We start from the raw sequence: 13,929 nt of genomic DNA, 5'->3' as shown, positions 1-13,929 counted from the left end.
GCGGTCGCGGGCGTCGGAGGCGCCGCGGCCGCGGGGGCGGGCTCCAGCACCGCCAGCAGGTCGGTCACGGCTGGCGCCGTCAGGCGCGCCGCGCCCTGTTCGCCGTCGCGGAGGGCATACATCTGTCCCCCGGCCTCGACGATGGTGACGCGCTCTTCGCGCGTGCCATCGAAGGTGGCCACCGCAGTCAGCACGGAGGTCGCACTGGCCGGCGCCGACTCCCACGCCTCCGCCCGCAGCGTGCTGAGGCGGCTCGCGAGGTCATCGATGGTCCCGGAGCTGATGGCGGGATCGGCGGGGGCCGTCTGCGCCCACGTCTCGGTGGCGTCGGCGCCCGTGCCGGTCTTCTTCTTCTCGAACGTCCGGGTCGTGTCGCCGCGCGTCAGCACCAGGCGCGCCAGGTTGAACATGCGGAACGCGAACAGGTCCTTCGAGCGATAGACGGCCGCCGCGCGCTGGAGATCGTCGGCGAGGGACTTCTCGACGGTGAACACGAGCGGACGCGAGGCATCGCGCATGTGCACGGCGGTGTCGCCACTGGCGCTGCCGACGAACACCTGGGCCAGCGTCTTGCCGCCGCCCGTCGCCGTCACGGTCGTCCGTGGCGGCTGCAGCCCATAGACGTCCAGCGTCGCCGGTTCCTCGGCGACGATCGCCTGCATCTGTCCCGACGACAGGCGGGTCAGGAGCGAGCCGACCTCCGCGCCGTCGGCCCGCCCGGCAAACGGCTGCACCAGCGCCCACTCGCTGCCGTTCTTCTTCAGCTCGATGGTGCCCGGCGCGCCGATGATCGACAGGTGATCGATCGCCTCGCGGTCCACCGTGACGACGACCTTGTTGCGCAGCTGGAAGGTGGTGCGGTCGAGGCTCTGCTCGAGCCAGCTCGGCACGGTGAACACGCGCGGGCTGTCGTCGAGCTTGGCGTACGTGTCGCCCCCCGTGGCCGTCTTGGTCCCGAGCAGCAGCGTGCGCGGGGCGCCGCCGGCGGTGAAGGTGAGGCGCAGTCGGGGCGCGTCGAGCCCGAACGGCTCGAGGCTTGCGGGCTTCTCGTCGATCACGCGGGTGAGGTCGAGCGTCGCGAGGTTGCTCGTGACGCCCGAGACCTCGCTGGGGTCGGCCGGCGCCGTGATCGGCGACTCGATCGTCCAGGCGATGCCGTTCTTCTTCAGCGTCGTGACGTCGCCGTTGGAGGCCGTGAGCGTCAGGGCGCCGATCTGGTCGGCGTTCAGGGACGCGAACACTTTCTCCATCTTCGGCGCGTCGTCGGCCGGATCGCGCTTCATCTCGACGAACCAGATGTAGGCGCCGAGGCCGGCAGCCAACGCCAGCAGGAACAGCGTGGATCGCCCGCGCTTCATCCGCGCCTCCGGCTCCACGTCCAGAAGCCGAGCGCCGCCACCGCGAGCGGCAGGCCCAGCACGGACAGGTACAGCACGCGTCGCTGCTGGTCCTCGGTCATCGTCACGCGACGGTCGCCGGCCTGCTTCGGACGGATGGCGATCAGGTTCTCCTGCTGCGCGGCCCAGTTGAGCGCGTTCAGGAAGAAGTCGCGGTTGCCCTGCGTGCCGAGGACGCCGTTGGCGGCGAAGTCCGAGTCGCCGATCACCACGACGCGGGTCTGCGGCGTGGGGGGCGTCTCGGGGGCCGCCGGCTGCCCGGGCACGGGCGGCGGCGGGGGAGGGGTCTTCGGCGCGCCCGGTGCGTCCACGCCCACGGCGACCGCGAGGGTGATCGGGCCTTCCGTGTCGGCCCCGCCCTCGTCACGTGCCACCGGCGTGCCGGCGAACACGGCGGCCAGGTCGGTCTCGGCCCACGACTGCGCGCTCGTCGTCGCAATCGGCTGCGCGGTGCGGCCGTTGGTGCCGCCGTCCACCGGCGTGATCGAGCGGGCGAGCGGGAACGCGGTGATGAGGGCGAAGTTCTCGGTGATCGGGTGGTCGGGGTACGTGGCCACGACCGGCATCGACGGCCCGGCGCCGAGCATCTGGCCGACGCTGCTGACGTCGACGACGACGTTGGTGCCGACATCGACTCCCCAGGCGCGCGCGAGGGTGATCAGGCCCGTGAGCGGCGCGGCGTCGGCGCCATCGGGCGGATCGATCAGGAGCAGCAGCTTGCCGCCCTTGTCGAGATACCGCTGCACCATGTCCAGTTCCGGCGGCAGGAAGTCGTTCTTCGGCCCGGCGATCACCAGCACCGCGGCGTCTGCCGGCACGTCCTGCTGCTGCGCGAGCACCACCTTGTCCACCGCGAAGTTGTCGCGCTGCAGGGCGCCGGCGATGGCGTTGTAGCCGCTGCGCTGATCGGCGCTCGTCGTGTCGCGCTCGCCGTGCCCCTGCGTGAAGTACACCTTCTTCTCGCCGCCCTCGACGGCCTTGACGATGGCGTTGGTGATGTCCTGTTCGGTGTCGGCGGTGATGCGCTCGATGCGGCCGTCGACGTCCACCGCGATCGTCCCGTACTGCTGCACCTGCCACTGGCGCGCCACGGCCGGCTGCTTGTCGGGGTCGATGTACTCGACCTTCACCTGCGGGCTGGCGTAGGTGTACGAGTCGAGGCGATCACGGAACCGCTGGAACTCGGTGTCCTTGGCGAACACCTTGACGTTGACCGGCGCCTTCAGCTCGCCGAGCACCTTGCGGGTCTGGTCCGACAGCGTGAACTGGCCGCCTTCGGTGAGGTCCCAGCGCTTGTGCTGGCGCCCGGCCACGTAGTTGACGCCGACCAGGATGGCGAGCAGGAGCAGGACGCTGGCCGAGGTCAGGGCCCCGGCACGGGTGCCGCGCCGCGACCACATCGTGGCGAACTCGCGCCACTGGGTCGCCAGGTAGAGGAGGACGACGACGAGGCCGGCCAGCGCGAGGCGCTGCCACACCTGCTGCTGTTCCGGGCGGATGAAACGGATGGCGACGGCGGCGACGACGAGCGCCGTGCCAATCCAGCCGAGGACGTTGACGAAACGGGTCATGGCTGTGCGTCTCCGGACCGGGTTACCCGCGCCACCGGTCGGCATCGACCGACCGGGCGGTGAGGAAGAGCCCGAACGCGATCACGCTCAGGTAGTAGATGACGTGCTGGGTGTCGATGACGCCCTTCGAGAAGTCCTCGAAGTGCTGGAACACGGACAGGGCCGAGACGAAGGCCTTGCCGATCGGCCCGGCGCCTTCGCCGACCCACGCCACGAGCAGCAGCATCAGCAGCACCGCGTAGGTGAGCAGGCCGGCGACGATCTGGTTGCGCGTCAGGTTGGAGAGGAACAGGCCGATGGCGATGAAGCCGCCGCCGAGCAGCAGCAGGCCCAGGTAGCCGGTGACGATCGGCGCGACTTCGGGGTCGCCGTAGGCGAACAGCCAGAGCAGGTTGAGGGCGCTCAGGCCCAGCATCAGCGCATACAGCGCGAAGGCGCCGAAGAACTTGCCGAGGACGATCTCCCAGTCGGTCAGCGGCGAGGTCAGCAGCAGTTCGATGGTGCCGCTGCGCTTCTCCTCGGCGAAGGTCCGCATGGTCAGGGTCGGGATGAAGATCAGGATGATGATGCCGGCCTGCAGGAGCAGTGGCCGCACCAGCATCTCGTTGACGTTGAGCGTCTGCGGCCCCTGCATGCCGAACTGCTGCATGCGCAGGCTCTGCTCGCTGAAGAAGCTGAGGAAGCTGTAGAACATCCAGCCGAAGATCAGCGCGAACAGGCCGACCAGCATGTAGGCGATCGGTGACGCGAAGTAGCTGTGCAGCTCGCGACGGGCGATGGCGATCATGTTACGCATGGGCCACCTCGGATTCCGGCGCGTCCGTCGTGGTGAGCTGCAGGAAGATCTCCTCGAGGCTCATGCGCATCGGGCGGAGCTCGACCAGCCCGTAGCCGGCCCCGACCACCGCCTGGGCGACGCTGCGCCGCACATCGAGGCCGGACTCGCTCTGCACCTCGAAGCCGATGAGGGCGCCGTGGCGGGCGGCAATCGACACGCCCGTGACGCCGGGGATGGCGGCCAGCACCGGCTGCGCGTCGGCGCCCTGCGTGTCGACCTCGACGTAGACCGACGCGGCCCCCTGCAGGCGGGCCGTCAGGTTCTCCGGGGTGTCTTCGGCGACGACCCGGCCCTTGTTGATGATCACCACGCGCTGGCAGGTCTGGGCGACCTCCGGGAGGATGTGCGTGCTGAGGACGATCGTGTGGTCGCCGGCGAGGCTGCGAATGAGCTCGCGCGTCTCGATGATCTGCTTGGGGTCCAGGCCCGCCGTCGGCTCGTCGAGCACGAGGACGTCCGGGTTGTGAATCAGCGCCTGGGCGAGGCCGACGCGCTGCTTGTAGCCCTTGGAGAGCTTGCCGCAGTGGCGGTTGGCCATGTCGGCCACGTGCGTGCGCTGCATCACGGTAGCGACGCGACTGGCCTGCTCGGCTGGCGGCACCCCCTTGATGCGCGCCACGAAGCGCAGGTACTCGCGCACCGTCATGTCGGGATAGAGCGGCGGGGTCTCGGGCAGGTACCCGATCCGCTGCTTGGCCTCCACCGGCTGCTCCTGCAGGTCGAAGCCCGCCACGCGGGCCCGGCCCTCGGTGGGCGGCATGTAGCCGGTCAGGATGCGCATCGTGGTGGTCTTGCCGGCGCCGTTCGGCCCCAGGAACCCCAGGATTTCGCCTTTCCCGACAGTGAAGCTCACGCCATCGACCGCCGTGAAGGGGCCGTAGCGCTTGGTGAGCTGCTGCACCTCGATCACCGTGTGTCTCCAGGCTCGTCCGCGGCGCGACTCGCGCCGGCGGAAATCCGTGACGGGGGTTGTGACGCCCGTCGGTCGACTGCCAACCCCACATGGTAAAGAGCGCCGGGAGGCGGGTCAATCGCCGCGCCTGCCCTGGTGCTAATCTATGAACAGTTGTTCATATGTCCCAGGCGACCACGACCGCGCCCCGTCCCTCCCGCGTCCTGGCACCGGCCACGGCCGCCCGCCGCCGCGCCGCTCGTGCCACCTCACCGGCGCTCGCGCCCGAGACGGCCCAGGCGCTGGCCGACACGTTCCGCGTCCTCGGCGACCCGACACGCATCCGCCTCATCGCCGCCATGGCCGTGGCCGAACGCTGCGTCGGCGACCTCGCCAGCCTCGTCGGCATGAGCGAGTCGGCGGTCTCGCACCAGCTGCGGATGCTGCGGGCCGCCCGCCTCGTCCGCACCCGCCGTGCCGGACGGCAGGTGTTCTACAGCCTGGACGACGGGCACATCGTCGCGCTGTTCCATCAGGGACTGAGCCACGTGCACGAGAGACCGGGGGCTCCCCGATGAACGCGCCGGCCTGCCCGCGCTGTGTCGACCATCGCACCGCCACCTTCCATGTCGCCGAGATGGATTGCGCCCACGAGGTGGCCATCCTGGAGAAGCGGCTCGCGGGCCTCGACGGCGTGGTGACGCTCGAGGCCGACGTGCTGTCGCGACAGCTGCGTGTCCACTTCGACGGTGCGACGCAGTCGGCGGCCGGCATTGCGGAGGCCGTGGCGCAGACCGGCATGCGCGCCTGGCCGATCACCGCGGCTGGTGAGGCGCCGCGGGCCGAGGTGGGCGCGCCGTGGGCCCTGATCGGCGCAGGTGCCGCGTGTCTGCTGGGCGGTGGCCTGTGGTTCGCCGAGGCGCCCGATCCCTGGGTGCGTGCGTCGTTGCTGGCCGCGATCGTGCTCACCGCACCCGCAACGCTGCGGCGCGCGTGGCAGGCGATCCGCGGCCGTCGTCTGGACATCCACGTACTGATGACCGTGGCGGTGATCGGCGCGCTGCTCATCGACGAGTGGTTCGAAGCGGCGACCGTGCTGGTGCTGTTCGGCGTGGCGCAGGCGCTCGAGGCACGAAGCCTGGCGCGGGCCCGCCGTGCCATCGCCGACGTCCTCACCGTGACGCCGCCGACGGCCGACCTCCTGCACGGCGGTCAGACACGGGCGGTGCCGGTGGAGCAGGTGCGTGTCGGGCAGTCCGTGGTCGTGCGGCCGGGTGCACGCGTGCCACTGGACGGCACGGTCCTGATCGGCGAGAGCACCGTCAACCAGGCGCCCGTGACGGGTGAAGCGGAGCCGGCGCTGAAGGTGATCGGCGACCCGCTCTACGCCGGGTCCGTCAACGGCGACGGCACGCTGACCGTCGAGGTCACGCGTGTCTCGAGCGATTCGACGGTCGCGCGCATCGTGCACCAGGTCGAGCGGGCGCATGCGGCCCGGGCGCAGGTGCAGTCCCTCGTCGATCGGTTCGCCGCCGTCTACACGCCAATCGTTCTCGCCCTCGCTGCGGCGATGGCGCTGCTGCCGCCGCTGGTCTCGGGGCAGCCCTGGCTGCCATGGATCGAGCGCGCCCTCGTGCTGCTCGTCGTGGCATGCCCCTGTGCGCTGGTCATCGCCACGCCGGTCGCCATGGTGTCTGCCCTGTCATCGGCGGCACGGCGCGGGCTGCTGCTCAAGGGCGGCGCCGTCCTCGAGCGACTCGCGGCGATTCGTGTCGTGGCCCTCGACAAGACCGGCACGGCCTCCGAGGGCCAGGTCCGCATCGACGCGGTCACGGCGATCGGCGCGATGCCTGAAGCGCAGGCCCTGCAACTGGCAGCGTCGCTCGAGGCTGGCGTCCATCATCCGCTGGCGCGCGCCATCGTGGCGCTGGCCGAATCGCGGGGCCTCGCGCTGCTGCCCGTCCTGCAGACGCAGCACGTCGCGGGCCGGGGCGCGTCCGGCACCATCGACGGCCAGCGCGTGTCCATCGGGCGCGTCGACTGGCTGGCCGCGACACTCCCGGCGGGCACGCCGCTGCCCGACGCCAGCGCCGTGCTCGTGGTCGGCGAGACGCCGGCGCTCGCCATCCATGCCGGTGATCACGCGCGACCCACGGCGGCGGCCGCTGTCGCCGGCCTCATGAGGGTGGGCGCGCATACCGCCCTGCTCTCGGGTGACCACGAACGCGCCGTCGCGCGCCTGGCCGACGAGGTCGGCATCGCGGAGTGGCGATCGCGGTTGCTCCCCGAGGACAAGGCGACCGCCGTGACCGAACTCGCGCGCCGCGGTCCGGTGCTTATGGTGGGCGATGGCATCAACGATGGCCCGGCGCTCGCGGCGGCGAGTGTCGGACTCGCCGTCGCCGATGGCGGCACCGCCGTCGCGCTCGAAGCCGCCGATGGTGCCCTGATGCACCACGACCTGACGCTCGTGCCCTACGCGATCGCCCTCGGTCGGGCGACCCTGCGGACTGTGCGTGTCAACGTCGCGATCGCGCTCGCCCTGAAGGTGGCCGTGATGGTCGCTGCGGCCGTCGGCCTCGCCTCGCTGTGGCTGGCCGTGCTCGCCGACGTCGGCGCCTCCCTGCTGGTCGTGGCCCTCAGTCTCCGGTTACTCTCTTTCGAGTGGGCCGGAGACCGTCGCGCGTGATTGCGACCCCTCTCGCCTTGTCGCTATAATCCGCCCGTTGCAGTCGGGGCGCCGGGTACAACCCGGCACAGGACGCCCGGTGACTGCGGAGACCGTCATGTCCATGAGTGCCCCGAGCCGCGAGACCATCCACGTGCGTGACCTCGACATCGAAGCCATCCTCGGCCAGTCGTCCCTCGCGACGCCGTGCCTGCTCGGGCCTGCGGCCTATTTCCTCGGCGTCGACGACGAGGATGAGGACGAGGACGACGAAGACGACGACCTCGATGAGGACGACGAGGACGACGAGTGGGATGACGAGGAAGAGGGCGAGGAAGACGACGAGGACGAGGACGAAGACGACCTCGGGTGGGATGACGAGGACGAAGACGACGCCGACGAGGACGACGAGTAGACGCGCGCGTCCGCGTCCGTCGCTCGCCTGATCCCATCGCCACGCGGCCCGTCGTCGACGACGGGTCGCCGCCTCCCATGCGCGGCACTGCAGGTCACGACCGTATCGTGCTGGCAGTCGCCGCCCTCTTCGTCTGCGCGCACCTCGCCTGGCTGACCGGCCACCTCGAGGACATCGACTCCATCAATTTCGCGCTGGGCCTGCGGCACTACGACGTCGCCGCGCACCAGCCGCATCCACCCGGCTATCCGGTGTTCACGCTGGTCGCCAGGGGCCTGGCGTGGCTCGTCTCGCCGTTCGCGGCCGACGACCTGACGCGCCGCGCGCTCGGCATGGCGGCGTTGGCGTCGATCTCTGGCGGCCTGGCGCTGCTGGCCCTCTACCAGGTGTTGCGCTGGTGCGTGTCGTCGCCCTCGGTGGACGAGGCGACGGCCCGTTCGGCGCACGGGCCCGCCCCGACGCGTGACGTCGCCGCGGTGCCGCTGGTCGGCACGCTCCTCACCGCAACCTCGCCGTTGTTCTGGCTCACCGCGGCCCGGCCGCTGAGCGACATGCCGGGGCTCGCTGCCGCCCTGACCTGCCAGGCGCTCCTGCTTCGGGCGTCCGCGCCGACGGCCCCGCTGCGGGCCGCCCTCGTGGCCGCGGCCGCGTGCGGCGTGGCTACCGGCGTGCGATCGCAGGTGACGTGGCTGGTCGTGCCGTTGCTGGCGTGGCTCTTCGTGCTGGTGTGGCGACGGCGTGATGTGAGGGCCGCGCTCGCCGTGGCCGCCACCGCACTCGGTGGCGTGCTCGTCTGGGCCGTGCCGATGGTGGCGCTGACCGGCGGCGTCGCCGCCTACCGCGTGGCGCTGACGGCGCAGGCCGGCGAGGACTTCGACGGTGTGCCGATGCTGGTGATGCAACCCGGCGTCCGTCGCCTGCTGCAGGCCCTGGCCGACACCGTCGTGTCACCGTGGGGGTGGTGGCCGCTGGCGGTGCTCGTCTCGGTGCTCGCGGTGGCGGGCGTGCTCGCCCTGCGCGGTCGTACGCGGCTGGCGACGTGGCTCGGCCTCGGGTATCTGCCGTACGTCGTGTACCACCTGCTGTTCCAGGAGACCGAGACGACGCGTTACGCGCTGCCGCTGATGCCCTTCGTGGCGGCGCTGTCGGCCATCGCGCTGGCGCGGTGGATGCCGCGGCTCGCGCCCCTCGGGGCGGCGGCGATTGGTGTGGTGGCACTCGGCGTGTCGCTGCAGGCCCACCGCCAGTACGTCGACACCGGCGCGACCATCGCCGAGGCGCTGGCGCGCATGGAGGGCGCCGCTCGCGAGACGGGCCGACGACCGCTCGTCCTCATGCATCGGCGCGTGTGGGCCGAGACTCGGCGCGCGCGGACGACGATCACGCCGAGTCCGGGCGTCGACGTCGAGCCGTCGCCGCGTGCGCTGGAGTGGCAGGGCGGCGTGCCGACGTGGCAGGCGGGCGGACGTCCGGTGTGGTGGATGGTCGATCCACGGCGCGGCGATCGGGCGGCGGTCGACCCGCGCGGCCTGCAGCTGCGCGAGCAGGTCGCGTGGCCGATGCCGGTGGCGGCGCTGCTCGGGGGCATGCGTCCGCATGCGTTCGACTGGTACGACGTGTCGTCGCCGCAGTGGGTCCTGCTGGAGGGATGGGGCCTCACTCCGGAACTGGCCGGCCTGACCGCTGCGGCTGGCCAGGGGCCTCTCGGCTCTGGCGCGACCGCTCTCCTGCGCGCCCAGCCCGGCCCGGTGACGCTGGTGCTCGGTGGGCGTCTCGTCGCGCCGGCGGGGACGACCGTCCCGGTGCGCATCGACATCGACGGGCGATGGCAGGAACAGGTGCCCGTCGCGTCAGGAGCGTTCGCCCTGGTCAGGACGCTGCCTGCAGGCACCCTGACGGGCACGGGCTACGTGACGCTGCGCGTCGCGGCGACACCGGCGGCGACGGGACCGGCGGCGGAGGTGTTCCTCGAACAGTTCGACCTGCAGCCCGCAGGGGTACCGGTGGTGGCGCTCGAGCGTGGCTGGTACGAGCCCGAGCGCGACACCGTGTCGGGGCGGCAGTGGCGCTGGGTCGGCGACGAGAGTGCGCTGCGGATCGTCGGCGCCACGGGTGATGTGCGGCTGCGTGTCTCGGGCACGTATCCGCGGCACTACGACCGTGCGCCCGTGCTCGAACTGTTTGCCGGGACGCGGCGGATCGGGTCCCACACGCTGACCCGGCCCTTCACGGTCGAGCAGACCCTCACGGCTCAACAGTTGGACCGCGATGGTCGGCTGACATGGCGTGTCGCGCCGTCGTTCGTCGCGGGTGAGCGCACGGGCACTGCGGATGCGCGGCGACTCGCGCTGGAGATCGCCACACTGCGCGTCGAGGCCGTTCGTTGACACGACCACAGGCGCCCGATAGGCTTTGCCCGATGCCACGCGTAACGGAGCGCCCACCAGCCCCGTGTCCCCCATGTCTTCAACCGGGAGTGTCGGATTGATGTCTCGTCTGCGAGTCGTGCTGCCTGCTGTCGGCCTGTGTCTGGCCCTGGGTGTCGCCGGCTGTGCCAAGAAGGCGCCCGCGCCTGCCCCGCCAGCTCCGCCCCCTCCACCGCCGGCCACCACTCCGGCGCCACCACCGCCGCCTCCGCCTCCGCCCCCTGCGCCCGCCCCTGAAGCCCCGCGGCCGCTGACCGAGGAGGAGCTCTTCGCGAAGAAGAGTCTCGAGGAGCTGAATGCCGAGAAGCCGCTCGGCGACGTGTTCTTCGGCTACGACAGCTCGACGGTGAGCGAGGAAGGTCGCGCCACGCTCGCAAAGAACCTCGAGTGGCTGCGCAAGTGGTCGGGCACGCGCGTGCTCGTCGAGGGCCACTGCGACAACCGCGGCACGCCCGAGTACAACCTCGCGCTCGGGGAGCAGCGCGCGGCCGCCGTGCGCGATTACCTCGTCAGCCTCGGGCTGCCTGCCGAACGCGTGACGATCGTCAGCAAGGGCGAAGAGCAGCCGTTCTGCAACGAGGAGGCCGAGAGCTGCTTCTCGCAGAACCGTCGCGGCCACTTCCTCATCACCGGGAAGTAGCTCCAGAGAATTGCGAGCACAACCGAAAGGGCCCGGTGGACGCCTCCGCCGGGCCCTTCGTGTGTCTGGTCAGGCGGCGCGTGGCGCGCACGCGCTCGTCTCTAGCCGATTTCGGCGTTGATGGCCGCGGCCGCGGCCGCAGGATCCGCGGCGCCGGCAATCGGCCGGCCGATGACCAGCCAGGACGCGCCGGCCTGGACCGCCTCGCGCGGCGTCATGGTGCGGGCCTGGTCGTCCTTGCTGGCCGAGGCGGGGCGGATGCCGGGCGTGACGATGGCGAAGTCGGCGCCGCAGGTCTCGCGAATCAGCGCGATCTCCTGGGGCGAGGCGACCACACCGTCGATGCCGGCCTCCTGCGCCAGCGCGGCCAGACGCTTCACCTGGTCGCGCACGCCGCCTGCCGCGCCCACCGTCGCCAATCGCGCATCGTCCAGGCTCGTCAGGACGGTGACACCGACGATGAGCGGCCGCGAGACGCCCGTCTTCGCGGCTTCGTCGACGGCCGCGTCGCGCGCGGCCTGCAGCATGTCGTGGCCGCCGCTGGCGTGGACGGTCATCATCCACGCCCCGAGCCGCGTGCCCGCGCGCACGGCGCCGGCGACGGTGTTCGGGATGTCGTGGAACTTCAGGTCGAGGAAGAGGCGCAGCCCGCGGCCGACGATCGGCGCCACAGCCGCCGGGCCCTCGCTCACGAAGAGCTGCTTGCCGACCTTGAAGCCGCCGACGAGTGGCGCGAGCTGCTGGACGAGGGTGTCGGCCTGCGCGATGCGGTCGACGTCGAGGGCGATCAGGATGGACGACATGCCGGCTCCGGGGCCTTGACCTTGCCTGTCTGCACCGCGCCGACGAGATCGGCCAGCCGGCTCACGCCGTGCCGGGCGCAGTAGGCCTCGAGGTCGGCCAGCACACGCGCCCAGATGAAGGGATCGGCGAAGTTGGCCGTGCCGATCTGCACCGCGTTGGCACCGGCCAGCATGAACTCGATGACGTCGTCGGCCGAGGCGATGCCGCCCATGCCGACGATGGGAATCTTCACCGCCTGGCGGCACTCGTAGACCATGCGCACGGCAATCGGGCGGATGGCCGGGCCGCTCAGCCCACCGAGCACATTCGTCAGCTTCGGCTTGCGCGTCTCGACGTCGATGGCCATGGCCAGGAACGTGTTGACGAGCGAGACGGCATCGGCGCCGGCGTCCTCGGCGGCGCGGGCGAACGACGCCACGTCGGTGACGTTGGGCGTCAGCTTCGGCATGATCGGCAGCGACGTCACCTTGCGCACCGCGGCGACGACGTCATGCGTGCCGTGGAGACTGCAGCCGAACTGGATGCCGCCTTCCTTGATGTTCGGGCACGAGATGTTGAGCTCGATGGCGGCCACGCCCTCGTGATCGGACAGCACCCGGCTCACTTCGCAGTACTCGTCGAGCGTGACGCCGCAGACGTTGACCACGGTGACCGCACCGAGGGCGCGCAGTTCCGGCAGCCGCTCCTTCACGAAGCGGTGCACGCCGATGCCCTGCAGTCCGATGGCGTTGAGCATGCCCGCGGGCGTCTCGACGATGCGTGGGGGCGCGTGGCCCTCGCGTTCGGACAGGAAGAGGCCCTTGACGACGACGGCGCCGAGTGTGGAGAGGTCGAAGGCGCCGGCGTACTCGACGCCGTAGCCGAAGCAGCCGCTGGCGGCCATCAGCGGATTGGCCAGGGACAGGGCGCCGATGGGCGTCGAGAGATCAGCCATGGTGCGCCAGGCCTTCCCAGTGCAGCGTGCTGGCGGCGAACACCGGGCCCGCCGTGCACGAGCGCACGAAATGCGGCGAGCCGCCGTCGCCCTTCACGGGCACGACACAGCTGTAGCACCCACCCATGCCGCAGCCCATCACCTGCTCCAGCGACACCCAGGCGTCGCGTCCGGCGTCGGCCGCGCGCTGCGCGACGGCCTGCATCATCGGCGTCGGACCGCAACAGTAGATGGCGATGGGCGCGTCGGCGGGCGTCTCGCGCAGCGCCGTCTCGAGGGGCAGTGTGATGCGGCCGTGGGTCCCGCGGCTGCCGTCCTCGGTGGCGAGCACGAGGTCCACGCCACGCTCGGCGAACCAGTCCGCGTAGTAGAGGTCCTCGCCCCGGCGCGCGCCGTAGAACAACCGGAGCGAGACGCCGCGGGCGGCGAGCGTCTCCGTGAGGGTGGCAAACGGCGCGAGGCCGACGCCCCCGGCCACCATCCACGCGGTCGTCGGCGGTTCGACGAGCGGCCACGGCTGCCCGAGCGGTCCGAGGCAGGCAAGGCGGTCGCCGACGCGGGCCTCGAACAACTGACCCGTGCCCGTGCCGATCCGCTTGTTGAGGATGCTGATGCCCACCGGCGTGCCATCGGCCGCCCGGACGATCTCGAAGATCGAGAACGGCCGGCGCAGCAGCGGCTCGAGCCCCGGCTTCGTCTTGATCATGACGAACTGCCCGGGGCGCGCCGCCGCCGCGATGGACGCAGCACCCAGCGTGACGACGTTGTACTCTGCCGAGAGCGTACGATTCCCGAGCACCTCGGCTTGCTCGTCCACGATCATCCTCGGCAGCATAGCGCATCCGCCTCATGCCGTACCTGCGACTGCTCACGAACGCGCTGGTGGCCGGGGCCCTCGGGGCGGCGATGCTGGGGCATCTCGTCCTGTTGCTCAATCCGCAGCTGCCCCTGCACCCGGGCGTCATCGCCTCGCTCGGGTGGCGTCTGCTGCTGACGGCCGGGCCCCTGCTGGCCGGAGGCTTCTTCGCGGCGAGCCTCGGCCGCTACCTGGTCACGCGGCGCGGCCCCGGCTGGCTCAGTCTGCGCATCCTTGCCTGGACGACCACTCTCGTGGTCGGCACCGGCGCCTTGCTGGCCTGGCTCAATCTGTCGGCGTTCCAGTCGTCGTTGTCGGCGGCCGCAGGCCGACGGGCGGCCGTGGTGGCGCTGACGCTGGCGGCCACGGCGGGCGTGTTGCTGCTCATCGCGATCGTGCACTATGGCTTCGGGCGCCGGGGCAGTCGCGTCGGTGGCGCGCTGCTCGGGATTGCCGTCACCGCGGCGGTGGCGTTGCCGCTCGTGGCG

At 71.4% G+C, this 13,929-nt stretch carries 12 protein-coding genes and 1 pseudogene; 6 read left to right on the top strand and 7 right to left on the bottom strand.

Going from position 1 to position 13,929, the window contains the following annotated elements; all coding sequences use genetic code 11:
• The 4 genes from Q0C41_RS24315 to Q0C41_RS24300 form a co-directional block, all read right to left on the bottom strand.
• Positions 1–1,358 (bottom strand): DUF4340 domain-containing protein (locus Q0C41_RS24315; RefSeq protein WP_291988271.1); only part of this gene is annotated, 1,358 nt, incomplete at its 3' end.
• Positions 1,355–2,968 carry a GldG family protein gene (locus Q0C41_RS24310; protein WP_291988269.1) on the bottom strand — a complete coding sequence of 538 codons (1,614 nt, stop codon included), beginning with the start codon at positions 2,966–2,968 and terminating at the stop codon, positions 1,355–1,357. The genes Q0C41_RS24315 and Q0C41_RS24310, both read right to left, overlap by 4 nt.
• Before the next feature lie 22 nt (positions 2,969–2,990).
• On the bottom strand, positions 2,991–3,764 hold the full coding sequence (locus Q0C41_RS24305; protein ID WP_291988267.1) for an ABC transporter permease: 774 nt from the start codon (positions 3,762–3,764) through the stop codon (positions 2,991–2,993).
• Complete coding sequence (locus tag Q0C41_RS24300) at positions 3,757–4,716, bottom strand: ABC transporter ATP-binding protein (protein ID WP_291988265.1); 960 nt, start codon at positions 4,714–4,716, stop codon at positions 3,757–3,759. Before Q0C41_RS24300 ends, Q0C41_RS24305 begins: the two co-directional genes overlap by 8 nt.
• A gap of 164 nt (positions 4,717–4,880) precedes the next feature.
• Here Q0C41_RS24300 and Q0C41_RS24295 point away from each other — a divergent pair, with 164 nt between their 5' ends.
• The 5 genes from Q0C41_RS24295 (at position 4,881) to Q0C41_RS24275 (ending at position 10,847) form a co-directional block, all read left to right on the top strand.
• Entirely contained in the window at positions 4,881–5,276 is a 396-nt protein-coding gene (locus Q0C41_RS24295) for a metalloregulator ArsR/SmtB family transcription factor (RefSeq protein ID WP_291988263.1), read from the top strand.
• Positions 5,273–7,387: a cation-translocating P-type ATPase gene (locus Q0C41_RS24290; RefSeq protein WP_291988262.1), complete on the top strand. Its 2,115-nt coding sequence runs from the start codon at positions 5,273–5,275 to the stop codon at positions 7,385–7,387. Before Q0C41_RS24295 ends, Q0C41_RS24290 begins: the two co-directional genes overlap by 4 nt.
• Before the next feature lie 97 nt (positions 7,388–7,484).
• The gene (locus Q0C41_RS24285) at positions 7,485–7,781 is read left to right on the top strand and encodes a hypothetical protein (protein WP_291988260.1); all 297 of its coding nucleotides are present in this window, start codon (positions 7,485–7,487) and stop codon (positions 7,779–7,781) included.
• 107 nt (positions 7,782–7,888) lie between these two features.
• Entirely contained in the window at positions 7,889–10,168 is a 2,280-nt protein-coding gene (locus Q0C41_RS24280; RefSeq protein WP_291988258.1) for a DUF2723 domain-containing protein, read from the top strand.
• 100 nt (positions 10,169–10,268) lie between these two features.
• Positions 10,269–10,847 (top strand): OmpA family protein, encoded by a 579-nt coding sequence (locus tag Q0C41_RS24275; RefSeq protein ID WP_291988257.1) that lies wholly within the window; start codon positions 10,269–10,271, stop codon positions 10,845–10,847.
• Positions 10,848–10,948: 101 nt separating this feature from the next.
• On the opposite strand, the gene pyrF is transcribed toward Q0C41_RS24275, so the two are convergent.
• From pyrF to Q0C41_RS24260, 3 genes are read right to left on the bottom strand one after another with little or no spacing between them, the layout of a single operon-like run.
• Positions 10,949–11,650 (bottom strand): orotidine-5'-phosphate decarboxylase, encoded by a 702-nt coding sequence (pyrF, locus tag Q0C41_RS24270; RefSeq protein ID WP_291988255.1) that lies wholly within the window; start codon positions 11,648–11,650, stop codon positions 10,949–10,951.
• Positions 11,635–12,585 (bottom strand): dihydroorotate dehydrogenase, encoded by a 951-nt coding sequence (locus Q0C41_RS24265; RefSeq protein ID WP_291988253.1) that lies wholly within the window; start codon positions 12,583–12,585, stop codon positions 11,635–11,637. The genes pyrF and Q0C41_RS24265 overlap by 16 nt, the downstream gene beginning before the upstream one ends.
• Positions 12,578–13,420, bottom strand: a complete 843-nt coding sequence (locus Q0C41_RS24260; protein ID WP_291988250.1) for a dihydroorotate dehydrogenase electron transfer subunit — start codon at positions 13,418–13,420, stop codon at positions 12,578–12,580. Before Q0C41_RS24260 ends, Q0C41_RS24265 begins: the two co-directional genes overlap by 8 nt.
• Before the next feature lie 14 nt (positions 13,421–13,434).
• Here Q0C41_RS24260 and Q0C41_RS24255 point away from each other — a divergent pair.
• Positions 13,435–13,929 (top strand): annotated as a pseudogene (locus Q0C41_RS24255) (hypothetical protein); the annotation flags it as partial.

This window comes from Luteitalea sp., assembly GCF_022842525.1.
Taxonomy (GTDB): Bacteria; Acidobacteriota; Vicinamibacteria; order Vicinamibacterales; family Vicinamibacteraceae; genus Luteitalea.
Note: the sequence above shows the minus strand (reverse complement) of the source record. Positions and strands in the feature narration are given on the sequence as shown.